The organism is Bradyrhizobium sp. LVM 105, from assembly GCF_003957705.1.
Lineage (GTDB): Bacteria > Pseudomonadota > Alphaproteobacteria > Rhizobiales > Xanthobacteraceae > Bradyrhizobium > Bradyrhizobium frederickii.
The window spans coordinates 24,939-49,700 of the sequence record NZ_QZMV01000017.1 but is presented as its reverse complement, the minus strand read 5'-3'; the positions used below and the strand labels follow the sequence as shown (position 1 = coordinate 49,700).

The following is a 24,762-nucleotide window of genomic DNA, read 5'->3' as shown; positions in this document are numbered from 1 at the left end:
TTCCGGGCTCGGTCCTTCGGGCCGCCCCGGAATGACAGCGGAGAGAGAGCATGAGCTTCGTCACCGGCGTTGGCCTCACGTCGTTCGGCAAGCACGAGGGCTCGACCTCGCTGGACCTGATGAGCAAAGCGGCGCAAGCCGCGCTCGACGATGCCGGGCTGAAGCGTTTGGACATCGACGGCATTCTTTGCGGCTATTCCACCGTCTCGCCCCACATCATGCTTGCGACCGTGTTCGCCGAGCATTTCGGCATCCGCCCTGCCTACGCTCACGCCGTGCAGGTCGGCGGCGCCACGGGGCTCGCGATGACGATGCTGGCGCATCACCTCGTCACGTCAGGCGTGGCGCGCCACGTGCTCGTCGTCGCCGGCGAGAACCGCCTCACCGGGCAGAGCCGCGATGCCTCGATCCAGGCGCTGGCACAGGTCGGCCATCCCGACTACGAGGTGCCGTTAGGACCGACCATTCCCGCCTATTACGGCCTCGTCGCCAGCAGATACATGCACGAATACGGCGTGACCGAACAGGATCTCGCCGAGTTCGCGGTGCTGATGCGCAGCCACGCCTGCACCCATCCCGGCGCGCAATTCCGCGATCCCATCACGGTCGCCGACGTCATGGCCTCGAAGCCGGTGGCGATGCCGCTCAAGCTGCTCGACTGCTGCCCGGTGTCCGACGGCGGCGCGGCCTTCGTCATCAGCCGCGAGCGGATCGGAGAAGCGGGCGTGCGCATCCGCGGCTGCGCCCAGGCGCATACCCATCAGCATGTCACGGCCGCGCCCGCGCTTCACGAACTCGGCGCCGAGATCTCCATCGCGCGCGCCAGGGAGGCTTGCGGCCTTGCGATCTCCGACGTGCGCTACGCCGCGATCTACGACAGTTTCACGATCACGCTCGCCATGCTGCTGGAAGACCTTGGCCTTGCCGGTCGCGGCGAAGCCGCGGCCCGCGTGCGCTCAGGTCATTTCGGCCGCGACGGCGCGATGCCGCTGAACACCCATGGCGGCCTGCTCAGCTTCGGCCATTGCGGCGTCGGCGGCGCCATGGCGCATCTGGTCGAGGCGCATTTGCAGATGACGGGGCGGGCGGCTGCCCGCCAGGTGCGCGATGCCTCGATCGCGCTGCTGCATGGCGACGGCGGCGTCCTGTCGTCGCACGTGAGCATGTTCCTGGAGCGGGTGCGATGAGTGAGCCTCCGGCGGACTGGACCAAAGGCGAAGAGGCCATCACTTACCAGGCCTGCACCTCATGCGGGCACGTGCAGTATTTTCACCGGGCCTTCTGCGCGGCGTGCGGAGAATCGGATTCCCGCGTGCTGCGCGCCAGCGGCAAGGGCAGGGTCTATGCGGCCTCCCTGATCTGCCGTGCCGCCACGCCCGAGACGCGGGCGCACGTGCCCTACAACATCCTGCTGGTCGATTGCGCCGAAGGTTTTCGCATGATGGCGCACGGTGAGAATGACCTTGCGATCGGCGATTCGGTCATCGCGAGCTTCAGGCCCTTTGCCGGCAAGCTTGTGCCGTTCTTTGCCAGGAAGAAATAGTGGGGTACGGAGCGGGATTCGTCATTCGGGGGCGGTCCGGAGGACCGAGCCTGGAACGGGTATTCTGGGCCTGGCCTGTGCGAGAGCCACCCCGGAATGACGAAAACGCTTCGCGCATGATCCGGAAAAGCGTGAAGCGGTTTTCCGGAAGGATCATGCGCAAACAAGGACTCTAACGCCCGTAGAACAAGATGCTGGCGATGACGAGCATCGCCGTCACCGCCAGCATATGCGCGAGCGCTCCCGAGGCCGCCCCCTTGGTGGCTTCCTTCATGCCGTTTTCTCCCTAGACTTGGGCGTGACTCATCGTTGTGCGGCTAGCGCACCCGACGGCCAATTGTTTTACTCGGAACACCCCACTTCTCGAGTACTCGCCGCAATGTGTCCCCACGCGACGAATATCGACTCTCTCAAGGTCGATCAGCAATGCGGCGGCATTTTGACTCGATGATGTTGCTCCCGCGTCGGTGCAAGACTAGAGTTTCGAGGAACTCTCGCCGGCGATTACAAAAAGAATCAAGAGCTCCGGGAAAACTTCAGGAAAATCATGGCCCGCATTCAGTACAGCGACCCGTCCAAGGCATCCGACCGCACCCGCGAGATCCTCGACAAGAACCGCAACGCCAACATCTTCCGCATGATGGCGCACTCGCCGAGCTATTTCGAGCAGTACTGCCGGCTCGGGGGCGCGATCCGCCACAAGGGCGAGCTCGATCCGATCGTGCGCGAGCTCGCGATCACCCGCACCGGGATCCTGTGTGAGGCGCCGTACGAGATCGTTGCGCACAAGCGGATCGGCAAGAATGTCGGCGTCACCGACGCGCAGAACGAGGCGCTCGAGAACTGGCAGGCGGCGACCTGCTTCAACGAGGTGCAGCGCGCCGCGCTCGCCTTCACCGACGAGATCGTCAAGCTGAGGAAGCCGACCGATGCGACCTTCAAGGCGATCGCGTCGAAGCTGACGCCGGCCGCGCTGGTCGAGCTGCAGCTCTCGGTCGGTTTCTACATCATGACCTCGAAATTTCTGGAGACCTTCGAAATCGATCTCCAACCCGTCACCGAAGTGGTAGGCTGACCCAAGAACGCGGCGAGAGATGCCGATGACGATCGACGAATATGCGGCCTGGGCCGCGACCATTGCCAAGGTCGGTGAGCATCCGTCCAACGAGCGGCTGTCCTATCTCGGCCTCGGTCTTGCCGGTGAAGCCGGCGAGGTCGCCGATCACATCAAGAAGCTGCTGCGCGACGACTGGCTCGACAAGGCGGGTCTGGTCGATGAGCTCGGCGATGTCATCTACTACTGGGCCTGCCTTTGCGCCGCGACCGGCCAGCAGCCGTCAGAGTTGCTCGAAGCGAGCGCAAAGAAGATCAAGCGACGGCTGAGCGAGGCGGCGAGCCGTTAGAGCGCCACCGACTGAGGTTGAGGCTCGGCCACAGCAAAGCTCTCTCCGTTCCCTCCCCCCTTGTGGGGGAGGGGCAGGGAGGGGGTGCCACGAAGGGACTCTCTCGTTCGTGCTCCTATACTTATCGTCACGAGCCGCACCTTTTGCTGGGCCACCCCTCTCCCTAACCCTCCCCCACAAGGGGGGAGGGAACGCACCTCCATTGGGGCGGCAGGCGCGGCTCATTTCATCATGCCTTGGATCACTCACGTCGACGTCAGAATATCCACCTTCGCATTCGCGACGATCAGGCGGTCGGCGAGCAGCTGCGCGAGGTTGCGCATGACGCGCTCGCTGGCGCGCGGGTGCTGCTTGCGGAAGCGTTCGAACTCCTTCAGCGGCACTTCGAACGCGGTCGCCGCCATGTCGGCGAACACGTCGGCCGAACGCGTCGGCTCCAGCAGCGCCATCTCGCCGAACGCCATGCCGGCGGTCAGCGTCGCCAGCCGCACGCCGTCGGGCAGCGTGACATGCACCGCGCCGCTGCGCAGGAAGAACAGGGACTCTGCGGGATCTCCCGTGGTGATGATCTTCGCGCCGGCCTGAAACGTTCGGATCGTGCAGATCGAGGCGAGATCCGTCAGCTCTTCCTCGCTCATGCCTGATAGCAGCGGCTGCTCGGCAAGCTCGGTGGTCTCGTGAAAGTCGATCGAGCCGCCATAGCGGTAGACGATCTGGTCTTCGGCCCATTCGACCGCGGTGTCGAGCAGGTAGAAGTCGCGGACGTTCTTCAGCTCGGCGGTCCATTCCCGCAAAGACTCCCATTCCCTGGAGGCGCGCCTGACGCCGGACAGCACCACAGTGACGTTCAGGGCCGCGAGCTCCTCGAAGGCTTCGGCAATCAGCCGCGCGCCTGCGCGGGTGGTGGACGTGACACGGTGCAGGTCGAACACGACGATTTGCGGCCGCGGTCGTCCGGCCAGCCGGCGCGAGACGTAGTCGACGGCCGACAGCGACAGCGTGCCGACCAGCTCGATGACCCGTACCTCCTGCTCGTGCGCGGCCAGGATCTCGCGCTCCTGTGGCCGGCGCACGCGGCGCGACGGGCTCTTGCCGATATCGTAATCGGCGATGACGGCGTTGCGGGCATCGTCGCTGCGGTTGAGCATGTGCAGGTCGTAATGCGAGGACAGCGCCTCGCAAACCTTGATGCCGCGCACGCTGTTGCCGTGCTTGTCGAGGCGCGGTGAATAGCTGCCGAGCCCGAGGCGGGCAGGGAGCGCCGCCAGAATGCCGCCGCCGACGCCGCTCTTGGCGGGAATGCCGATGCGGTAGATCCATTCGCCGGCATAGTCGTACATGCCCGACGAGGTCATCACGGAGAGGGTGCGAGAGATCGCGTAAGGCGTCAGCACCTGCTCGCCTGTGACCGGATTGACGCCGCGATTGGCCAGCGTTGCCGCCATCACCGCGATGTCGCGCGCGGTGACCAGCACCGCGCATTGCCGGAAATAGACGTCGAGCACGGCGGCGACGTCGTCCGAGATCACCGCGTTGGTCTTCAGGAGATAGGCGATGGCGCGGTTGCGGTCGCCGGTCTGGCTTTCGGAAGCATAGACGGCCTCGTCCACGGCGAGCTCGCGGCCCGCAAAGCGACCGAGTGCGAGACGGATCTGCTCGAAGGCTTCTGCGCCCTTGCTGTCGTGGATCAGCCCGGTGCAGGCGATGGCGCCGGCATTGACCATCGGGTTGAACGGGTGGTTCTCGGAGTTGAGGCGGATCGAGTTGAAGGGATCGCCCGAGGGCTCGACGCCGATCGCGCGCTCGACCCTGCCGGCGCCGAGCAGGTCCAGCGCCAGCGCGAACACGAACGGTTTCGACATCGACTGGATGGTGAAGGGCACCCTGGAGTCGCCGACCTCGTAGACGTGGCCATCCAGGGTGGCGAGGCTGATGCCGAAACAGGCAGGGTCGGCCTTGCTCAGCTCGGGAATGTAGTCGGCAACGCTGCCTGAAGTTTCGGCAGAGAATTCGTTGAGGCAACTGTCCAGAAACCGCAGCAAAGGCGGTTTCGAGCGGGTCCAGGCGGCTGCGAGAGGCGTGAGCGGTGTCATCGCCTCACTTGTGCAACGCAATCAGGGGACGCGCAACCCGTCCGGCATCGCGGGCGGGCGTCGGCTCAGCAGAAGCGCGATCAAGATCGTCGGCAGGAGGATCCCAAGGCCGAGCAGCGTCACCTGCAGCTGCGACAGCGGCATGATGCCGCCGCCGGGCGTGGCCACCACGAAGCCGCCGATCACCAGCAGCACGCGGAGCGGCCATTCCAGCACGCCGGCGCCGCGCAAGTCCCCGACGAAAGGCTGGTAGCCCTGAATGCCGCCGCAGATGAACAGCGTACCGAACGCCGCGAGCCCCATCAGGCCGAAGCCGGCGAGATACGGGCTCGGCCCCTGCAGCACCAGCGCCGGATTGAGCACGAAGAAGAACGGCAGGAAATAGATGATGCTGCCGACCCACATCGATTCCCAGCCGGTCTTCATCGCCGGCGAGCCGGCAATGCCGGCGGCGGCGAAGGACGCGATCGCGACCGGCGGGGTGATCGACGACAGCATGCCCCAATAGAAGATGAACATGTGCACCGCCATGCGGTTGAGCCCGAGCTTCTCCAGCGCGGGCGCGACCAGGATGGCGAGGAAGATGTAGCAGGCCGTCGTCGTCAGCCCGAGGCCGAGGATAAGGCTGGTGAGGGCGCACATCGCCAGCAGCAGGAAGGGATTGTCGCCGGCGATATGCAAGAGGTCGTTGGCGAGGCTCGACACCACGCCGGTCATCGAGAAGGCGCCGATCAGCAGGCCGCAGCCGGCGAGGATGCCGACGAGCTCGACGAAGGTGCGGCCGTTGACCTCGAGGAATTTGCCGATGGTCGCAAGCGTCCAGCGCGTGTCCTTGGAGAAGAACTGGTTGAGCACGAGCAGCAGCGCGGTGGCGTAGAACGGCGCATGGCTCTCGCGCTTGAAGTAGAGCAGCATCACGATCAAGAGCGCGATGACGAAGACGTAGTACCAGCCGTCCTTGATCGTATCCATGACGCGCGGCAGCTCGGCGCGCGGAATGCCCTTCAGCTTGTGGCGCGCGGCGTAGGCGTCGACCTGCATGAACAGGCCGGCGTAATAGAGCACGGCCGGAATGATCGCGGCGAGGGCGACATCGGCGTAGCTGACGTTGAGGAACTGCGCGATCACGAACGCGGTGGCGCCCATCACCGGCGGTGCCAGCACCGCGCCGGTCGAGGCACAGGCCTCGATAGCTGCCGCATAGGAGGCGCGGAAGCCGCTCTTCTTCATCACCGGGATGGTCATGGTGCCGGCGGTGAGCACGTTGGAGATGATCGAGCCCGACATCATGCCGAGCAGGCCGCTGGCGAAGATGCAGACCTTGGCCGCACCGCCGCGGAAGGTGCCGCACAGCGCGAAAGAGAGGTTGATGAAGAACTTTCCGGCACCGGTCATCATCAGCGCGGTGCCGAACACCAAAAAGCCGATCACGGTGTCGGCAAAGGCCTGGATCGGGATGCCAAGCAGGCTCTCGCCCGACAGCACGTGATAGGCGGTCGCCTGTTCGATCGTCGATTGCGTGCCGCGGAACGGTCCGAGCCAGCCGGCCTCGGCGAACAGCGGATAGACGGTGAAGGGCAGCACGCTCAGCAGCAGGCTCCAGCCCCCGGTGCGGCGCAGCGCCTCCATCAGCATCACCCACATCACGAGGCCCGCGGCGATCACGTTGTTCGGCGCGCCGCCGAATTCCCAGCCGGCCTCCGCCGCCTTGCGGACGTTCGACATCAGCAGCAGCGCGGCGGCGAAGGTCGCGACGAACAGGACAAGGTCATACCAGGGAATCCGGTCGAGCGGCGCGCGCTCGGTGCCCGGGAAGATCAGGAAGGTGAACGGCAGCATCAACGCGATCAGGAGGTAGAAATATTCCGTGTTGAGCTGGGTATAGCCGACGAAGAATCGCAGCGAGAATTGCTGGTTGATGCACAGCAGGATGGTCGCCGCGGTCGCGGCCACCAGCAGCCAGCGCCAGGCGCCGCGCAGCGTACGCACACGCGTGACCTCCGCTTCCTGCATGTTGGCGGCGGCGCCATGCGGATCGTCGAACACGACCCGCTTGGCCTCGTCTTGCGGGGCGGTGGTGGTGGAGGAGGACATGAGGTGGACCCTGCGCGTGGGCTACTGAAAGCAGATTAATCGAATGACAGTTGTTTGAATCGCCCGCGCCACGGGCTCAACCTCTCCCGCTTGCGGGAGAGGTCGGCGCGCAGCGCCGGGTGAGGGCTTTCGCCTCTTGGGGAGTCCCACCATGGAAACACCCTCTCCCCAACCCTCCCCCGCAAGCGGGGGAGGGAGCGCACTTCCCTCTTGGCGCCAAGCGTGGGTCCATTCGCTCTATTCCTCGAACCCGTTCGGCATGCCGGCTTTCGCAAGCGCCGCCGCGCGGGCCTTCATCCAGCCCTCGAGAAACGCCTTGTCGTCCGCCGGCGGATTGGACTTGCCGTAATCCGTCCACGCCGCGCCGAGCACCTCTTGCCGCTTGATCAGCTTGTTGTTGTGCGCCTCCTGCACATCGCTCCATTGCCCGGCCTCCTTCAGCGCCTTCACCGCGCCGGGATGTACCGGCACCACCCAGTTCTTGGTCTGGCGATCGGCGGCGAGGCCGCCGGCGCCGGGCGCGGAATCCTTGTAGGCGTCGTAATTCACGATCATGGCCTTGGTCATCGCATAGACCTGATCGGCCGGCTGCGAGGCGTAGGCGACGAAGATCGGGTAGGGGTAATTGCCGAGCTCGACCGGTTTCTCCGGCGAGATGCCGGCGCCGCAAGTTGCGACCTGCGGGAAGAAGAACGAGCCGACCTTCTGCATCCGCGCCCAGCCTTCCTTGTCCTTGGCGGGCAGCGGCGGCCAGATCAGGCCGCGCGGCGAGGTCTCGGCTTCCTTGGCGGGGCCGGTGATGGTGGTGCCGAAGGCGGCATCGACGTCGTTGTTGATCAGGCCCTTCCACATCGCCCCGTAGCTGGCGAATTCGACGGCCTTGACGTCGTTCTTGGTCAGCCCGGCGAAGGCGAGCACCGCCAGCGAGTTCTGGTTCAGCGCGGGCGAGCCGACAACGAAGCCGACGCGCTTGCCCTTGAGGTCCTTCAGCTCCTTCACGCCGGTGTCGGCGGCCACCGCAAGCGAGGCGCAATTGCAGTCGACGGTCGAGAGCAGGGTCTGAAGCGGTTGCGGGCCCCATTCCTTGGCGCCGAACTCGAACACGCCTTCCTGCGCGAAATAGGTGCCAGACCCCATCGCCGAGGACACCGCGCGCTTGGCGCGCAGCGGCGCAAGGCGGGCGACGTCGTTGCCGGCGGGGAGCACGCGCACGTCGGTGCCGTACTTGTCCTTCATCATCTTGCCGACGCCGACCGCGATGTTGAAGCCGGCGGTGCCGGTGTCATAGGCGGTGAAGGCCAGCGTCGCCGGCAGCTTGATGTCTTCGGCGAACGAGTAGCGTGTAGACGCAAAAGAAATGCCTGCCACCAAGGCAGGCGCGAGCACGAGCAGCCCACGAAGCATGTTTCCCTCCCATGATCCTCGCTTTGCCGCGAAGATTTTCGTTCTTTGTTTGAAACAACGTTTTGTTGCAACAGATCATGTCACCGCGATCGAGCGATGGCAACGCCGTACCGCGCATGCGGGAATGAGGCTGACAGATTGTCGCGCAAACTCCGGACAGAACACTCAGCACGCGACGATCGCGATCGCCTGACCCTCCGCGACGACGTCGTCGAGTTTCACCAGCAGAGACGTGATCGTGCCGCTTGCGGGCGAGGACACCGGTATCTCCATCTTCATGGCTTCGACCACCACAACGTCATCGCCATCCGCGACGGTTCCTCCAACTTGCACGGGAGTTGCGCAGATGCGTCCCGCGATTTCGGTGACGATCTTAATTTCTGGCATGCCATCGCCTTTTTGTTGTCGCCGCAAAATGCCTGAGGTAGCGTCGTCTGCAAGCGGAATTTAATTCCGCACAGCGGAACATACGGTAGGGAACATGGGACGACGATCGGAGCGGTTGAGTAGGCAAGGTGTGCACGCTGGCGATGCCGGTGAGGGAGATGTCATCCAGGTGGTCTCGCGCGCGTTCGACGTGTTGCGATGCTTCGAGGGCCACGAGGCCAGGCTCGGCAATCTCGAGATTTCAAATCGCTGCGGCCTGCCGCGCTCGACGGTGTCGCGGCTCACGCACACGCTGACGCGGATGGGACAACTGGTCTATCTGCCGCGCGATCAGAAATATCGCATCGGCCCGAGCGCGGTCGCGATGAGCGCCACGATGATGAAGGGCGCGCAGCTGCGCACTATGATTCGCCAGCGGCTGCAGGACGTCGCCGAGCAATTGCCGGGAACGGTCGGCTTCGTCGTTCCGGATCGATTCCATCTCGTCTATCTCCTGTTCGCGCGCTCGGCGACCGCACTCGGCCTGCACGAGGGCACCGGCAGCCGCATCGCGATGGCCTCCACCGCCGCGGGCGCGGCCTACACCGCGGCGCTGGCGCCGGAGGTCGGCGATGCCTTCATTGCGGAGATGGAGCGGGAAGCTCCCGAGGCGGCGAAGATCCTGAAGCCGCGCATCGAAGCCAACCGGCAGATGCTGCGCGAGCGCGGCTATGTCGTGGCCTGCGGCCTGTGGAGCCCGCACATCAATGGTCTCGCGCTGCCGATATGGTCGCCGCAATACCAGACCTTCGTGGTCATCACGATCGGCCTGCTCTCGGCGATGTATGACGAGGAGCGGCTGCATGCCGAAGTCGCGCCATTGATGCTCGAGCTCGGGCGTTCGCTCGGCGGCCTGCTCGAGGGAGCGGAGGGTGACGTCTTCAACAACCGCATCGCGCGTAAACCGGTCGCGATGGCCGTGCACAACAATAACAAGCCGATCCGTTCGGAGGGAGTGAATGAACTGGAAGCCGGAACTCGACGAGCTCGCCCGGCGCGAAGCCTTCGCGCGGGAGATGGGCGGCGTTGACAAGGTCAAGCGACAGCATGACCAGGGCCGGCTGACTGTTCGGGAGCGCATCGACAAGCTGACCGACAAGGGCAGCTTTCACGAGATCGGCGCCGTCTCCGGCATCGGCGAGTACGATGCCAGCGGCGAATTGCAGAAATTGACGCCGGCGAACTGCGTGTTCGGCCGCGCCCGCGTCGACGGGCGTACATTGGTCGTGGTCGGCGACGATTTCACGGTCCGCGGCGGTTCGGCTGATGCGTCCATTTCAGCAAAGCCGTTGATGGCCGAGGAGATGGCGCACGACTTGCGCCTGCCGATCGTCCGCATCATCGAGGGCTCGGGCGGCGGCGGCTCGGTCAAGACCATCGAGACCAAAGGCGCGGCCAACCTGCCGGGCGGCATCGGCGGCACGCGCTGGTACCGCTTCACGACGGAGAACCTGTCGTACGTGCCGGTGGTCGCGCTCGGCCTCGGCTCGGTGGCTGGCCTGGGAGCCGCGCGCCTTGCCGCCAGCCACTATTCCATCATGACCAGGAAGTCCGCGATGTTCGTCGCGGGGCCGCCGGTGGTGAAGGCGCTGGGGCAGGACCTCTCGAAGGAGGAGCTCGGCGGCGCCGACATCCAGACCCGCGCCGGCGCAATCGACCATGCCGTCGATACCGAGGAAGAGGCGTTCGCCTGCGCGCGGCGTTTCCTGTCCTACCTGCCGTCATCGGTCTACGAGCTGCCGCCGACCTTGCCCTGCACCGACAATCCGGAGCGCGGCGACGAAGCGCTGATGAACGCGGTGCCGCGCAACCGCAAGCAGGTCTACAAGATACGGCCGATCATCGAGTCCGTCGTGGACAAGGGCTCGTTCTTCGAGGTTGCCAGGAATTTCGGCAAGCCCATCATCGTCGGCCTGGCCCGGCTCGAGGGCAGGGCGGTCATGGTGCTGGCCAGCGACAGCTTCCACTATGGCGGCTCCTGGACGGCGGACGCCTGCCAGAAGGTGGTGCGCTGGGTCGACTTCGCCGAGACCTTCCACCTGCCGATCGTCTACCTCATGGACTGCCCCGGCTTCATGATCGGGCTCGATGCCGAGAAGGCGGCGACCATCCGCCACGGCGTCCGCGCCATGGCCGCGGTGAACCAGACCACCGTGCCCTGGTGCACCGTGATCCTGCGCAACGCGTTCGGCGTTGCGGGGGTCGTGCATCAGCCGGCCGACCGCTTCTCGATCCGCTACGCCTGGCCGTCGGCCTATTGGGGCTCGTTGCCGCTAGAAGGGGGCATCGAGGCCGCTTATCGCGCCGACATCGATGCGGCTGAGGACAAGGCGGCGAAGCTGGAGGAGATCCAGCAGCGTCTCAACAAGCTGCGCTCGCCGTTCCGCTCGGCCGAGAAATTCTGGGTCGAGGAGATCATCGATCCCCGCAAGACGCGCTCGCTGCTGTGCGAGTTCGCGCGCCTCGCGGAGCCGCTGCGCAAGCCGGGGCCGCCGGAGAACTTTTCGATCAGGCCTTAGACGCGGCTGAAGCACAACTCCATCACCGTCATCCTGAGGCGCTCGTCCTGCAACGCAGGACGAGCCTCGAAGGACGACGGCCCGGCTGCATCGGGGCCGTGCATCCTTCGAGGCTCGCTGCGCGAGCGCCTCAGGATGACGGGTTGATGGCGATGCAATCAAGCTTCCATCGCGTCGTAGTCCCGCGCTAAGCTCCTCCAACAAAAACAGCAGGAAACGCCAATCGTGTACGACTTCATTATCGTCGGCGGCGGCTCGGCGGGGTCCGTGCTGGCGCACCGGCTCTCGGCCAGAAGCGCCAACAGGGTCCTGCTGTGCGAGGCCGGACAGGACACACCGCCCGGCAACGAGCCGGCTGAAATTCGCGACAGCTATCCGGGCACCGCCTATTTCGATCCGCGCTTCCACTGGACCGAGCTCAAGGTCACGACCCAGGTCGTCAGCCACAACAATCCGAACGAGGCGCGGCCTCCCTTGCGCAAATACGAGCAGGCGCGCGTGCTCGGCGGCGGTTCCTCGATCAACGGCCAGATGGCCAATCGCGGCGCACCGACCGATTACGACGAATGGGACGCGCGCGGCGCCGAAGGGTGGACGTGGAACGAGGTGCTGCCCTTCTTCAAGAAGGTCGAGCGCGACCTCGATTTCGACGGTCCCTACCACGGCAAGGACGGCAAGATCCCGGTTCGCCGCATCCCCAGGGAGCACTGGACCAAGCATTCCCAGGCGTTTGCCGAAGCCTTCCAGCAGGCCGGCCATCAGTTCCTGGCGGACCAGAACGGCGAGTTCGTCGACGGCTTTTTCCCGGTGACGCATTCCAACCAGGGCGAGCAGCGCGTCTCGGCCGCCATGGGTTATCTCGATCGCGACACCCGCAAGCGCGCCAATCTCACCATCTCCACCAATACTCAGGTGCGCGAGCTGCTGTTCGAAGGCACGCAATGCGTTGGCGTGAAGGCCGTCGTCGACGGACGCGAGCAGGAATTCCGGGGACGCGAGATCATCCTCTCCAGCGGCGCCATCCATTCGCCGGCGCATCTCCTGCGCGCCGGCATCGGGCCGGTCGGCCACCTCAAGGATATCGGCATTCCCGTGCTGATGGGACTGCCGGGCGTCGGCCAGCGCCTAATGGATCATCCCTCGATCTCGCTGTCGTCCTTCGTTCGCCGCGGCGCGCGCATGAACGAGCATACAAGGCGCCACATGCAGCTGGGCCTGCGCTATTCCTCGGGCCTTGCAGGCGTGCCGAAGGGCGACATGTTCGTCGTCCTGCTCTCGAAGTCGGCCTGGCACGCGGTCGGCGAGCAGATCGGCTCGCTCCTGACCTTCGTCAACAAGACCTATTCGGAGACCGGACAGGTCAGGCTTGCCTCGCGCGATCCCTCCGCGGAGCCGATCGTCGAGTTCAATCTGCTGTCCGACCGGCGCGATCTCGATCGCCTGATGAGCGGCTTCCGGAAGATGGCGGCCATTCAGATGAGCGACATCGTCAGGAAGGTGACGGACAAGCCGTTTCCGGCCGCCTACACCGACAAGGTGCGCAAGATCGGCGTGGTCAATACCAGGAACAGGATTCTGACCAGGATCGCCGCGGCCCTGATGGACGGACCGGCAGCGCTGCGCCATTACATGATCGACAATTTCGTGGTCGAAGGCTTCACCTTCGATCAGGTCATGAACGACGACGAGGCGCTGGAGGCCTTCGTGCGCAAGGCCACCATCGGCGTGTGGCACGCCTCCTGTTCATGCCGCATGGGCCGCACTGATGATCCGATGGCGGTGGTCGACAACCAGGGCCGCGTCAAGGGCATCCAGGGCCTGCGCGTCGTCGACGCCTCGATCTTCCCGGTGGTACCGTGCGCCAACACCAATTTTCCGGTGTTGATGTCGGCGGAGAAGATCGCGGCTGCGATCCTGCAGTAGCGCCTCTCACCGGCAGAGGCTGTAGGATGGGTAGAGCGCAGCGAAACCCATCGCGATCTCTCCGGCCGAAAAGCTGTGATGGGCTTCGCAAGCGCTCTACCCATCCTACGCCCTCTCGGGTCAAAGCCGCAGCACCTTGCCGGGATTCATGATGTTCTGCGGATCGAGCGCGCGCTTGATGGTGCGCATGATGTCGAGCTCGGTCTTCGAGCGGTAGTGGCTGAGCTCGTCCAGCTTGTCGATGCCGATGCCGTGCTCGGCCGAGATCGAGCCGTCCATGGAGGTGACGAGGTCGTTCACGGCCCGCGTGATGGCGGCCTTGTATTGCGTCAGCGTCTGCTGGTCCATGCCCAGCGGCGCCATGAACGAGAAGTGCAGATTGCCGTCGCCGATGTGACCCAAAGGATAGGGCCGGATGGTCGGGAGAATGTCGAGCACGGCCTCGAGCCCGAGATCGATGAACTCCGGAATCCTCGAGATCGCCACCGAGACGTCGTAGCTGAGCCCCGGCCCCTCGGCGCGCGAGGCCTCTGCGACGCTCTCCCGAATGCGCCACATGTTGTGCGATTGATGCCCGGTCTGGGCGATGACCGCGTCGAGCACGCGTCCGGCCTCGAGTTGATCGGCGAGAAACTGCTCCATCTTCTCGGCGATGCCCGCGGTCCCGTCCTGCCGTGCCCGCGCCGACGACCATTCCAGCAGCAGGTACCATGGCGTGTCCGCTCTGAGCGGATCCTGCGTGCCGGGAATGTGGCGGAGCACCATGTCGACCGCGGCGCGGCTCATCAGCTCGCAGGAGCCGACATTGTCCTCGGACGCGCTGTGGGCTTCCGACAGGATCTCCAGCGCCGCGCGCGGATCCCGGATCGCCAGCCACGCCGTGCAGACGTCCTTGGGCGCTGGCCACAGCTTGAGCACGGCCTTGGTGATGATGCCGAGCGTTCCTTCGGCGCCCATGAAGAGGTGCTTGAGGTCGTAGCCCGTATTGTCCTTCTTGAGCGCGCGCAAGCCGTCCCAGACCTCGCCGCTCGCCAGCACGACCTCGAGTCCGAGCACGAGATTGCGGGCATTGCCGTAGCGGAGCACCTGCACGCCGCCGGCGTTGGTCGACAGATTGCCGCCGATCATGCACGAGCCCTGGGCGCCGAGGCTGAGGGGCAGGAACCTGTCGTGCCTTGCCGCCGTCTCCTGCAGGGTCTGCAGCACGCAGCCGGCCTCGACCGTCATCGTGTATCCCGTGGCATCGATGTCCAGCACGCGGTTCATGCGGCCAAGCGACAGCACGATTCCCGTGTGCGCGGGCCAGGGCGTGGCGCCGCCCATCAGGCCGGTGTTTCCGCCCTGCGGCACGATCGCGATCCCGTGCTGATGGCAGAGCCTGACCACCTGCGCCACTTCCTCGGTGCTGCCGGGACGAACCACGGCGCCGGCACCTCCAACCAGCAATCCGCGCCAATCCGTCACGAAGGGCTGCTTGCCGTGCTCGTCCTCGATAAGGCCCTTCTCGCCCACGATCGCGCGCAGCGAATCGCGCATCTGGGCGGTGAGCGGAACGGTTGGAATGATGGGTTCGGACGACGGACCGGCAACCGGCATTTGTTTCCCCTGGCGCATCTTGATGTGCACTGCGCACGTGGCGTGCTTCGGAGCATTGTCCACGTTTGCGCCGTGGAGTCTAACGGCAAAATATGCCTCTCACCCGGATGTCCAGGCGGGCAGGCTTGCGCCGGCCGGGGGCATGGGATTGGCCTTCGGATTTCCAGCGACCGACGCGCTCCGTCGGCCCGCGCATGTCACGTCTCCTCCGGTATTTTTACTGGGATGCTTTGGGATTACCGCCAATCTCTGCGATCGGATTCAAGCGACGTTAATGATGCCATCTCGATCTGAGACATCTCGAACCGCTTCGGCCGCTGTTTGCGGATTCCCCGTAAGCGTTGATTAAGAGAGCCATCGCCATATTCCGCCCGTGATGGGCGAGCGCCGGGATCCAAACCCGGCGGCCTCTTCCGTCGATCTCAGGGAAAGGACCGCTGCCGCAACGACGGCGGCCAGGATGAACGACATGCTCCGCCGCGCAATGCTCTGTTTCGCGACAGACCGGAAGGCCAACGTCGCCATCATCTTCGCGCTGACGATGGTTCCTATCATCTTTCTCCTGGGCATGACGCTCGACTACACGCTGGCCTTGCGCAAGCGCGAGCAATTGAACGCAGCCGCCGATGCGGCCGCGATCGCAGCCGTGCGGCCCGCGATGCTGACGCAGACCAACAAGACCACCATCGAGAACACGGCGGCTGCCGTCTTTGCTGCGAAGGCCAATCTTCCTGGGCTCGCCGCCGTGCCGACGCCGACGGTCACGGTCACGGATGTCGGTTTGTCGCGGACCATCACGGTGTCCTACGCTGCGGAGTCCGTCAACAATTTCCCCGGCGTTCTCGGCAAGCAGACCTGGAAGGTGGCGGGTTCGGCGACGGCGAAGGCGTCCAGCGCCCCGAACATGAATTTCTACCTGTTGCTGGATGATTCCCCGTCGATGGCGCTGGCGGCCACCCAGAAAGACATCGACAACATGGTTCTCGCCACGAAGAGCCAGCCCTCTTACGCGAGGAATTGCGCATTCGCCTGCCACGAGGCGCGCCCCAACAACGCAAGCCCCAGCGCGACGAACAAGGACAATCTCACGGTCGCGCGTGCGAACAACATCACGCTGCGGATCGATCTCGTGACCAATGCCGTCAAGCAATTGATGGTCGGGCCGTGGTCCTGCCCGCAATCGGGCACCTCGGGCGGCGTCATGCAGTGCATGTCGGCGATCAACAACACGACCTATCAGGCTGCCATCTACACTTTCGACTACGCCCTGAACACGATCCAGACGCTGACCACCCCGACCACCGCTGGCACGAAGATCGGCAACATTCAGCTCCTGAAGGTCGACCATCAGAACTGCCCCGTTGTCGACAGCAAGGGCGCCTGCATCTACACGACCGACTACGGCACCGACATCTCGAAGGGGCTGACGGACCTCAATGCGATTATGCCCAATCCCGGCGACGGTACCGCGGCCGGGACGCCCCAGGAAGTGGTCTTCCTTGTCACCGACGGCGTCGAGGACAAGCTGATTCCGAAGACGGGGGGCAGCTGCGATCCCAATGCGACCTACCCGCTTCCGCAGGCCAACTCGACGACTTTGCGATGCCAGCAGCCGCTCAACACGGCAATATGCGATACCATCAAGAAGCGGAACATCCGTATCGCGATCCTCTACACCGAGTATCTGCAACTGCCGAGCGACGGCTGGTACAACAGCCGGATCGCGCAGTTCAACAACCCGACCTCGTCGACGGGCACGATCGCACAACGGCTGAAGTCCTGTGCGTCTCCAGGCCTGTACGCGAACGTTCAGAATGGCGGCGACATCAACCAGGCGCTGACGGACCTGTTCATCAAGGTTGCGTCCAGCACGGCAAGCCTCGTGCAGTAGGAAGAGGCCATGTCCGGATCCGCCGCCACAATGAGGAGACGCCGCGATCGCTGCGCCGCTTTCGCGCGGGATAGCAGGGGCGCCACGGCGGTCGAGTTCGCGCTCGTCGCTGCGCCGTTCCTCGCCCTCGTCATTGCGCTGATCCAGACCTTTCTGGTCTTCTTCGCCCAGCAGACGCTCGAATCCATCGTGCGCCAGTCGGCGCGCCTCGTCATGACCGGACAGGTCCAGTCAGCGAATATGACCCAGGCCGTCTTCAAGCAGAAGGTCTGCGACCAGATCTTGATCCTGTTCAACTGCAGCGGCCTGATGGTCGACCTGCAGGTGGCGACCTCGTGGACGTCCGCGAACACGGGGATGCCGACCCTGACCTATGACGGCTCGGGCAAGGTCTCCAATGTCTGGCAATACAACCCCGGCCAGCCCGGCGATATCGTCGTGCTCCGCATCATGTACGAGTGGCCGGTCGTCCTCGGTCCGCTCGGTTTCAACCTCTCGAACCTCAGCAACGGCAACCGGCTGATCATGTCGTCCGCCGCGTTCCAGAACGAGCCATGAGCCACCTGATGATCTCCGCCCTGTCGTCTCGCGCCCGTCACCTGTTGACCGATGTCCGCGCCGTTGCAGCGACCGAGTTCGCCATCGTGACGCCGTTCATGCTGTTGCTCTATGTCGGCGGCGTCGAGCTCGGCAACGCGCTCTCCATGAACGTCAAGGTCAGCGCGACCGCGCACAGTGTTGCCGACATGATCACGCAGAACACGGCCGTCAGCACGACCCAAATGGACGGCATTCTCGCGGCTGCGAGTGCCATCATGGCGCCATATCCCATCACGAACGGCGGCACGTCCTTGATGACGATCACCGTCTCGGAAGTCTCGACCGACAGCAGCGGCAATGCGACGGTGCAATGGAGCAGGTCGACCAACGCGTCGGCCGCGAGAACGAAGGGCTCCTCCATGACCTTGTCGTCCTTCACCGCGCCAGGCGGCACCACCAATGCCAACATCTCCCTCATCCTGAGCGAGGTGTCCTACGACTACACGCCCAATCTCGGCTTCACCATCGCGGGCACCGTCAAGCTGTCCGACAGCTATTACCTGTTCCCGCGCTGCTCGACCAACGGCCCGGGCGGCTCCTCTAGCTTTCCCTATTACGACGTGAAATATGGAGCGGGGGTGACCACCTGCACCTGCGTCCAGCATTTGCAGCAGAAGACCTGTTAGTCTCGCGCGAGCGGACAGGGCTATTGCATATTGGAGCGGGTCTTGCCTGCGCCCATCCTTCGAGACGCCGGCCGCCGGCGGGCCCTGAGGATGAGAACCGGGTGCGCGGCACAGGTCTCGACGAACCCGGATGCTGCGTCGCCTCATCCTGAGCGGACCGTCACCTGCGCGCGGGGCTGGTCTACAGCAACCCGCATTGCCTTACGGCATCGAAGCGGGCATTGATTGCGGGGAACGACGCCCCGACGCGCTCGACGCATTCACCCCGTGGATTTCTTGCAATGACCCGGGCCCAAGGACATGAAGAAGGCGAGGGGGAGTCCCGTAGAATAGCCCCAAGGAAGCCCCAAGGATATTCAGGCCATGACCCAGGCACCTGCCATCAGTCGCTTTCCTGTCCCTGATCTCGCCGACCTGCCAGACGACATTCGCGCCCGTATCCTGGCCGTCCAGGAGAAGTCCGGCTTCATTCCGAACGTCTTCCTCGTGCTCGCGCACCGGCCGGACGAGTTTCGCGCGTTCTTCGCCTACCACGATGCGCTCATGGACAAGCCGGGCAACCTCACCAAGGCCGAGCGGGAAATGATCGTGGTTGCGACCAGCAATCTCAATCAATGCCAATATTGCGTCATCGCGCACGGCGCGATCCTGCGCATCCGCGCCAAGGATCCGTTGATCGCCGATCAGGTCGCGGTCAATTACCGCAAGGCCGATATCACGGATCGGCAGAAGGCGATGCTCGACTTCGCCGTCCGCGTCTCGACGGAGGCCTACAAGGTTTCCGAATCCGATTTCGCCACGCTGAAATCGCACGGGTTTACGGAAGAGGACGTCTGGGACATTGCCGCGATCACGGCCTTCTTCGGCCTCTCCAACCGGCTTGCCAACGTCACCAGCATGCGTCCGAACGCGGAATTTTACAGCATGGGGCGCGGCTGACTGGGGCCGTATGGTCGCGATCGGGGGGCACAGGATCCGATGCTGCGGACCGATCGCGAAATCGACCCCGTTCGGTCGTCGGCATGATTGGAAATCGATGGGAGGTGTGAAGAGATGACGGACTTTGTAACGCCGCAGAAGATGGCGGAGATGATACCGTCGGGGTGCAAGCTTGGTCTCGCACCGGACGACTATGCTGCGGCCCCGGGACTGGTTCGGTTGCTGATCGATCGCGGCATTCGCGATCTGCACGTGGTCTGTGCGCCGATTGGCGGCATGCAGGTCGATATGCTCATCGGCGCCGGTGCCGTGGCGACGCTGGAGACCAGCGCCGTCAGTCTCGGCGAGGCGGGCGGCGCGCCGTGTTTCAGCCGGGCTGTCCGCGACGGATCCATTCGCCTTCGCGACGCGACCTGTCCGGCGGTGTTCGCTGGGCTCACGGCCGCCGAGAAGGGCGTTCCGTTCATGCCGATCCGCGGCATCATCGGCAGTGACGTCCTGAAGAAACGGGACGACTGGAAGGTGATGTCCAATCCGTTCGACGACGGTGAGAAGATCGTGGTGGTCTCGGCGATCCAGCCCGACATCGCCTTGTTTCATGCGCCTGAAGCGGACCGGTTCGGCAACGTTGGGCTGGGGCGCCGGCGCGAGGTGATGTTGCTGGCGCACGCGTCGAAGCAGGCCTTCGTGACCGTCGAGCGCATTTCCGAGGTCTCGCTGCTCGAAGACGAGAGCATGGCCGCCGGCGTCCTGCCCGCGATCTACGTGAGCGCGGTGGCGCAGCTGAAGAACGGCGGGTGGCCCACCGGGCTCTACGCCGAATATCCCAGGGACGGGCAGGAGGTCGAGAAATACGCGCGCGCGGCGCGCTCGCCGGAAGGCTTCCAGGCCTACATCCGGGGTTCGAGGAGCGCGGCATGAGCGAGCCGTGCACCAGCCGTGAGTTGATGATCTACACGATCTCGCGGCTGCTGAAGGGCGTGCGGCATGTTGCGGTCGGTCAATCCTCGCCGATGCCGGCGGCGGGAGCGATGCTGTTGCGCGCGCTCAACGAGCGTGACGGACTGGAGCGCGTGCAGGTCTCGATCCTCGGGTCGGTCAAGCATAATTCGTTCACCGGCGGTGCCGAGGAGCTGTTCGATTGCGCGGCGCAGGGACGTTTGGACGCCTTCTTTCTCGGCGGCGGCCAGATCGACGGCCAGGGCAACGTCAATCTGGTCGGCACCGGCGACTATCCGAACAATCCGGTCAGATGGCCCGGCTCTTTCGGCTCCGCCTACCTTTATTTCCTCGTTCCGCGAGTCATCCTGTTCCGGGAAGAGCACAGCCTGCGCTCCCTGGTCGAGCGCGTCGACTTCGTGTCTGCGCCTGGCGTCACCGACGAGACGGTCTATCGGCGCGGCGGCCCGCATGCGCTGCTGACCAATGCGGCGTTGTTTTCCTTCAAGCGCGAGGCGGGACGCTTTCGCCTCGAGAGCACGCATCCAGGGTATGATTGGCGCGACATTCGCGGCACGACGGGCTTTGCGTACGACAACGAGCAATGTGAGGTCACGACGCCGTCGCCGGACGAGGCGACACTGGCCTTGATCCGGGGCCGGATCCGCGAGGAGCTGCGCGAGTGCTATCCGCAGTTCGCAGGCAACATGCCGGGTCCGGCGTAGGGAAGAGCTCATGGCCCGCTGCGGCAGCCTGCGCGCACGCCCCGTCCTTCGAGACGGCGCTTCCGCGCCTCCTCAGGACGAGGCTAATCGGCATCGGCGCTCGTTGAAACTGTAGTCGCGCAGGCGATCCTCATCCTGAGGAGCCCGCCTGAAGCTCGGGCGAAATGAGCCGCGAGAACGCGAAAGCGTGCCTGCAAGAGCCGCGTCTGCAAGAGCAGTGCTCATCAGGTTCTGAGACAATGCAACTTGCTCCGTCATTGCGAGCGCAGCGAAGCAATCCAGAATCTCTCCGCGGTACCAGTCCTGGATTGCTTCGCTGCGCTCGCAATGGTCAGGAGGAGAGAGTTGCGAGCCCTCTGTCCTGCCGGTGCACGTCGCACCGGGGAGGCATCCTTGTGCGCCTTACGCCATCGCCGCCTGCGGCTTCGGTTGCCGCGACAGCGCCAGCACGATCAGCGCGGCGAACACGCAGAGCGCGCCGGCGATGAAGAAGGCGGGCAGGTAGCTCTGATAGACCGTTCGCGAGAAACCTGCCCCGAACGCCGCGGCGCCGGCGCCGAGCTGATGGCCGGCGAAGATCCAGCCGAACACCAGATTGGCGCGCTCGGGCCCGAATTTCTGCGCGGTGAGCCGCACCGTGGGCGGCACGGTCGCGATCCAGTCGAGCCCGTAGAACATCGCGAAGACGGAGAGGCCATAGAACGAGAAATCGCTGAAGGGCAGGAAGATCAGCGAGAGCCCGCGCAGGCCGTAATACCAGAACAGCAGATAGCGGTTGTCGTAGCGGTCCGACAGCCAGCCCGACATGATGGTGCCGAAGAAGTCGAAGATGCCCATCGCGGCGAGCAGGCTCGCCGCCTGCACCTGCGGGATGCCGAAATCGAGGCACATCGGAATCAGGTGCACCTGGACGAGACCGTTGGTCGAGGCACCGCAGACGAAGAAGGTCCCAAACAGGATCCAGAACGCGGTCGACTTCGAGGCGTCGGCCAGCGTGCCGAGCGCCACCGCCGTGATCGAGCCGTGGCTGACGGGCGGCGCGGGCAGGGGGTCGGTGCCTTCGTCGCCGAACGGGCGCAGGCCGACATCGCTCGGCCGGTCGCGCATTGCGAGCAAGACGGCCAGTGCGGAGACGCCGAGCATGATGCAGACGAAGCCGAGCGCGAGCCGCCAGCCGTAACGTTCGGTGAGGCTTGCAAGCAGCGGCAGGAACACGAGCTGGCCGGTGGCGACGCTCGCGGTCATGATGCCGACCACGAGGCCGCGCCTTGCCGCGAACCAGCGCGTCGCGATCGTCGCGCCCAGCACCAGGGCGGTCATGCCGGTGCCGATGCCGATCACGACGCCCCACAGCGCGATGAGCTGCCAGACCTCGGTCATGCCGAGCGAGGCTACGAGCGCCGAGACCACGATCAGCTGCGCGGCCAGCGTGACGTTGCGCAGGCCATAGCGGTTGAGCAGGGCGGCCGCGAACGGCGCCATCAGTCCGAACAGGATGAAGCGGATCGACAGCGCCGAGGAGATTTCCGCCGTGCTCCAGCCGAATTCCTTCTGCAGCGGCACGATGAACACGCCGGGCGCGCCGACCGTGCCGGCGCTGATCAGCGCGGCAAGGAAGGTCACGCCGACCATCACCCAACCGTAATGGATGTCGCGGCGGGACAGTGCCGCCGCGAGCCAGTTCGAGATCATCAGGCCTCAATCATGGTTGTCGAGCCCCAGAAGGACCCGCATCTCGTTGTAATCTATGGCACAGACGAGGGAAGTCTAAAATGTCATACTTCCCTCAATTTCGGACATTGAGACGTCAGTGGGCCAGCCGCTCGACGGCGATTGCCGTGGCTTCACCGCCGCCGATGCACAGCGCGGCGACACCGCGCTTGAGGTTCTGCGCCTCGAGCGCATGCAGCAGCGTCACGATCAACCGCGCGCCGGTGGCGCCGATGGGGTGGCCGAGCGCGCAGGCGCCGCCGTTGACGTTCAGCTTGTCGCGGGGAATGCCGAGATCGCGCTGCGCCGCCATCGCCACCACGGCGAAGGCCTCGTTGATCTCGAACAGGTCGACATCGGAGGCAGCCCAGCCGACCTTGTCCAGCAGCTTGCGGATCGCCGGGATCGGCGCCGTGGTGAACCATTGCGGCTCCTGGCTGTGGGTGGCATGGCCCTTGATCTCGGCGAGAACCGGCAGGCCGTTCCGATCGGCGAGCGAGCGCTTCGTCAGCACCAGCGCCGCCGCGCCATCGGCATTGGCGGAGGAGGCCGCCGGCGTGATGGTGCCGTTGGCACGGAATGCCGGCTTGAGGCCCGGGATCTTGGCGGGGTCGACCTTCAACGGATGCTCGTCATTGGCGATCACGCGGGGACCCGCCTTCTCGGTCAGCGTGATCGGCGCGATCTCGGCCTTGAACGCGCCGCCCTCGACCGCCTTGCGGGCGCGGGTGAGCGTCTCCATCGCATAGGCGTCCTGGTCCTTGCGGGTGAACTGGTAGGCCTCTGCCGTCGCCTCGCCGAAATCGCCCATCGAGCGGCCGCTCTCATAGGCATCCTCCAGCCCGTCCATCATCATGTGGTCGATGATGCGGTCATGGCCGACGCGATAGCCGCCGCGCGCCTTGGCCAGCAGATACGGCGCGTTGCTCATGCTCTCCATGCCGCCGGAGACGACGATCTCGGCCGAACCGGCGCGGATGATGTCGTGCGCCAGCATGGTCGCCTTCATGCCGGAGCCGCAGACCTTGTTGACGGTGGTGGCGCCGGTGGCGTCGGGCAAACCGGCGCTGCGTGCCGCCTGCCGTGCCGGCGCCTGGCCTTGTCCGGCCGGCAGCACGCAGCCCATGAAGACCTCGTCGACCTTCTCCGGCGCGAGCCTGGCGCGCTCGAGTGCGGCCCCGATCACGTGCGAGCCGAGCTTGTGCGCGGCAAGCGGCGACAATTCGCCCATGAAGCGGCCGAGCGGGGTGCGGGCGGCGGAGACAATGACGACGGGATCGGCAGCTTCGGCCATGACGGAACTCCCTGGCGATAATTGGAAAGATGATAAGCATCATATGATGCAACGCAGGAAATGCAACCGCGGCCGGGATGAGAAAATGTCGTGATGAGGATGAGATTTGGTCGTTCAGCCCCTCGCTGTCATCGCCCGCGAAGGCGGGCGATCCAGTATCCCAGAGGCCTGCGTTAGGCGAACTCGCCCTTGCAACCTGCGCCGCAGCGTACTGGATGCCCCGCCTTCGCGGGGCATGACACCGTCTTTGGCGCTCCTACCGCTTCCGGTTCACGAAGGCGCCCATCAGCCGCGTCGGCTCGTCGGTCAGGAACGACTCTCCGAACACCTTCACGCTCAGATTCACCGATTCCGTCAGCGGCAGCTCCTCCCATTGCCGCAGCAGCGCCTTCTGCGAGCGCAGCGCTTCGGGGCCGCATGCGAGCAACGCCTTCACGAGTTGCTCGACCTCGGCATCGAGCCCGCCCTCCGGCGCGACCTTGTCGACCAGTCCCCAGGCCAGCGCGGTGGCTGCGTCGATATTCTCCGCCGTCATCACCAGCCAGCGCGCGCGAGCCCACCCGATCAGGCGCGGCAGCAGCGCGGCGTGGATCACCGAGGGGATACCGACCCGCACCTCCGGCATACCGAAATGTGCGTCATGCGCCGCGATCCGGAAGTCGCAAGCCGCCGCTACTTCCAGCCCGCCGCCGAGGCACCAGCCGGGCATCCGAGCGATGACCGGGGCGGGAAAGGCGCGCACGGCCTCGCAGAGATCGCGCAGGCGGCTGATGAAGGCCTCGGCCGATGCCTGGTCGAGCTTGGCCATCTCCTTGATGTCGGCGCCGCCGATCATGCTCCTCTCGCTCTGGCCGCGCAGCACCGCGACGCGGATGCTGCGGTCGGAACTGAGCTGCTGCAAGCCCTCGCGCACGGCGTCGGTGACCTTCGAGCCGAGAATGTTGAGCGGGCCGGCGTTGCAGATCGCGACATGGACGACGCCGCGCGCATCGCGCGTCACGCCGCAATGGGTGTTGAGCATTTCCATCGTGAGATCT

Annotated in this window: 21 protein-coding genes; 13 read left to right on the top strand and 8 right to left on the bottom strand. The window is 65.0% G+C overall.

Translation table 11 applies throughout. The annotated features are described in order from the left end of the window. Window positions 1-50: 50 nt before the first annotated feature. From D6B98_RS32700 to D6B98_RS32685, 4 genes are all read left to right on the top strand, one after another. The gene (locus D6B98_RS32700) at window positions 51-1,187 is read left to right on the top strand and encodes a thiolase family protein (protein WP_126261142.1); all 1,137 of its coding nucleotides are present in this window, start codon (window positions 51-53) and stop codon (window positions 1,185-1,187) included. Continuing rightward, on the top strand, window positions 1,184-1,543 hold the full coding sequence (locus D6B98_RS32695; protein ID WP_126261141.1) for a Zn-ribbon domain-containing OB-fold protein: 360 nt from the start codon (window positions 1,184-1,186) through the stop codon (window positions 1,541-1,543). Before D6B98_RS32700 ends, D6B98_RS32695 begins: the two co-directional genes overlap by 4 nt. Before the next feature lie 547 nt (window positions 1,544-2,090). Further along, entirely contained in the window at window positions 2,091-2,618 is a 528-nt protein-coding gene (locus tag D6B98_RS32690) for a carboxymuconolactone decarboxylase family protein (RefSeq protein WP_126261140.1), read from the top strand. 25 nt (window positions 2,619-2,643) lie between these two features. Beyond that, window positions 2,644-2,946 carry a nucleoside triphosphate pyrophosphohydrolase family protein gene (locus D6B98_RS32685; protein WP_164719024.1) on the top strand — a complete coding sequence of 101 codons (303 nt, stop codon included), beginning with the start codon at window positions 2,644-2,646 and terminating at the stop codon, window positions 2,944-2,946. 245 nt (window positions 2,947-3,191) lie between these two features. Here D6B98_RS32685 and glsA read toward each other — a convergent pair whose 3' ends face one another. The 4 genes from glsA to D6B98_RS32660 all read right to left on the bottom strand — a co-directional run bounded on the left by glsA (window position 3,192) and on the right by D6B98_RS32660 (window position 8,924). Then, a complete protein-coding gene (glsA, locus tag D6B98_RS32680) occupies window positions 3,192-5,039 on the bottom strand; it encodes a glutaminase A (protein WP_126261138.1) in 1,848 nt (615 codons plus the stop codon). A 21-nt stretch (window positions 5,040-5,060) separates the two neighbouring features. Further along, complete coding sequence (locus D6B98_RS32675) at window positions 5,061-7,133, bottom strand: TRAP transporter permease (RefSeq protein WP_126261137.1); 2,073 nt, start codon at window positions 7,131-7,133, stop codon at window positions 5,061-5,063. A gap of 237 nt (window positions 7,134-7,370) precedes the next feature. Further along, window positions 7,371-8,537: a TAXI family TRAP transporter solute-binding subunit gene (locus tag D6B98_RS32665; RefSeq protein ID WP_126261136.1), complete on the bottom strand. Its 1,167-nt coding sequence runs from the start codon at window positions 8,535-8,537 to the stop codon at window positions 7,371-7,373. Between the two features lie 165 nt (window positions 8,538-8,702). After that, window positions 8,703-8,924 (bottom strand): acyl-CoA carboxylase biotin carboxyl carrier protein subunit, encoded by a 222-nt coding sequence (locus D6B98_RS32660; protein WP_126261135.1) that lies wholly within the window; start codon window positions 8,922-8,924, stop codon window positions 8,703-8,705. 94 nt (window positions 8,925-9,018) lie between these two features. Here D6B98_RS32660 and D6B98_RS32655 point away from each other — a divergent pair, with 94 nt between their 5' ends. From D6B98_RS32655 to D6B98_RS32645, 3 genes are all read left to right on the top strand, one after another. Then, window positions 9,019-9,993, top strand: coding sequence for an IclR family transcriptional regulator (locus tag D6B98_RS32655; RefSeq protein ID WP_126261134.1), 975 nt, complete (start codon window positions 9,019-9,021; stop codon window positions 9,991-9,993). Next, window positions 9,923-11,482, top strand: a complete 1,560-nt coding sequence (locus tag D6B98_RS32650; RefSeq protein ID WP_126261133.1) for an acyl-CoA carboxylase subunit beta — start codon at window positions 9,923-9,925, stop codon at window positions 11,480-11,482. The genes D6B98_RS32655 and D6B98_RS32650 overlap by 71 nt, the downstream gene beginning before the upstream one ends. A gap of 225 nt (window positions 11,483-11,707) precedes the next feature. Further along, on the top strand, window positions 11,708-13,405 hold the full coding sequence (locus tag D6B98_RS32645; protein WP_126261132.1) for a GMC family oxidoreductase: 1,698 nt from the start codon (window positions 11,708-11,710) through the stop codon (window positions 13,403-13,405). A 120-nt stretch (window positions 13,406-13,525) separates the two neighbouring features. Here the strand turns inward: D6B98_RS32645 and D6B98_RS32640 are convergent, their stop codons facing one another. Then, window positions 13,526-15,001 (bottom strand): FAD-binding oxidoreductase, encoded by a 1,476-nt coding sequence (locus D6B98_RS32640; protein WP_126261131.1) that lies wholly within the window; start codon window positions 14,999-15,001, stop codon window positions 13,526-13,528. A 469-nt stretch (window positions 15,002-15,470) separates the two neighbouring features. Here D6B98_RS32640 and D6B98_RS32635 point away from each other — a divergent pair, with 469 nt between their 5' ends. The 6 genes from D6B98_RS32635 to D6B98_RS32610 all read left to right on the top strand — a co-directional run bounded on the left by D6B98_RS32635 (window position 15,471) and on the right by D6B98_RS32610 (window position 20,721). Then, complete coding sequence (locus D6B98_RS32635; protein ID WP_126261130.1) at window positions 15,471-16,892, top strand: TadE/TadG family type IV pilus assembly protein; 1,422 nt, start codon at window positions 15,471-15,473, stop codon at window positions 16,890-16,892. 9 nt (window positions 16,893-16,901) lie between these two features. Then, a complete protein-coding gene (locus tag D6B98_RS32630; RefSeq protein ID WP_126261129.1) occupies window positions 16,902-17,450 on the top strand; it encodes a TadE/TadG family type IV pilus assembly protein in 549 nt (182 codons plus the stop codon). 8 nt (window positions 17,451-17,458) lie between these two features. Then, window positions 17,459-18,118, top strand: a complete 660-nt coding sequence (locus D6B98_RS32625) for a TadE/TadG family type IV pilus assembly protein (protein ID WP_126261234.1) — start codon at window positions 17,459-17,461, stop codon at window positions 18,116-18,118. A 363-nt stretch (window positions 18,119-18,481) separates the two neighbouring features. Beyond that, window positions 18,482-19,057 (top strand): peroxidase-related enzyme, encoded by a 576-nt coding sequence (locus D6B98_RS32620; protein WP_126261128.1) that lies wholly within the window; start codon window positions 18,482-18,484, stop codon window positions 19,055-19,057. Between the two features lie 114 nt (window positions 19,058-19,171). Further along, window positions 19,172-19,978: a CoA transferase subunit A gene (locus D6B98_RS32615; RefSeq protein WP_164719023.1), complete on the top strand. Its 807-nt coding sequence runs from the start codon at window positions 19,172-19,174 to the stop codon at window positions 19,976-19,978. After that, window positions 19,975-20,721, top strand: a complete 747-nt coding sequence (locus D6B98_RS32610) for a CoA-transferase (RefSeq protein WP_126261127.1) — start codon at window positions 19,975-19,977, stop codon at window positions 20,719-20,721. Before D6B98_RS32615 ends, D6B98_RS32610 begins: the two co-directional genes overlap by 4 nt. Before the next feature lie 402 nt (window positions 20,722-21,123). On the opposite strand, the gene D6B98_RS32605 is transcribed toward D6B98_RS32610, so the two are convergent. The 3 genes from D6B98_RS32605 to D6B98_RS32595 form a co-directional block, all read right to left on the bottom strand. Continuing rightward, the gene (locus D6B98_RS32605; protein WP_126261126.1) at window positions 21,124-22,413 is read right to left on the bottom strand and encodes an MFS transporter; all 1,290 of its coding nucleotides are present in this window, start codon (window positions 22,411-22,413) and stop codon (window positions 21,124-21,126) included. A gap of 115 nt (window positions 22,414-22,528) precedes the next feature. Continuing rightward, a complete protein-coding gene (locus tag D6B98_RS32600; RefSeq protein WP_126261125.1) occupies window positions 22,529-23,725 on the bottom strand; it encodes an acetyl-CoA C-acyltransferase in 1,197 nt (398 codons plus the stop codon). Window positions 23,726-23,981: 256 nt separating this feature from the next. After that, a complete protein-coding gene (locus D6B98_RS32595; protein WP_126261124.1) occupies window positions 23,982-24,752 on the bottom strand; it encodes an enoyl-CoA hydratase in 771 nt (256 codons plus the stop codon). Window positions 24,753-24,762 lie beyond the last annotated feature (10 nt).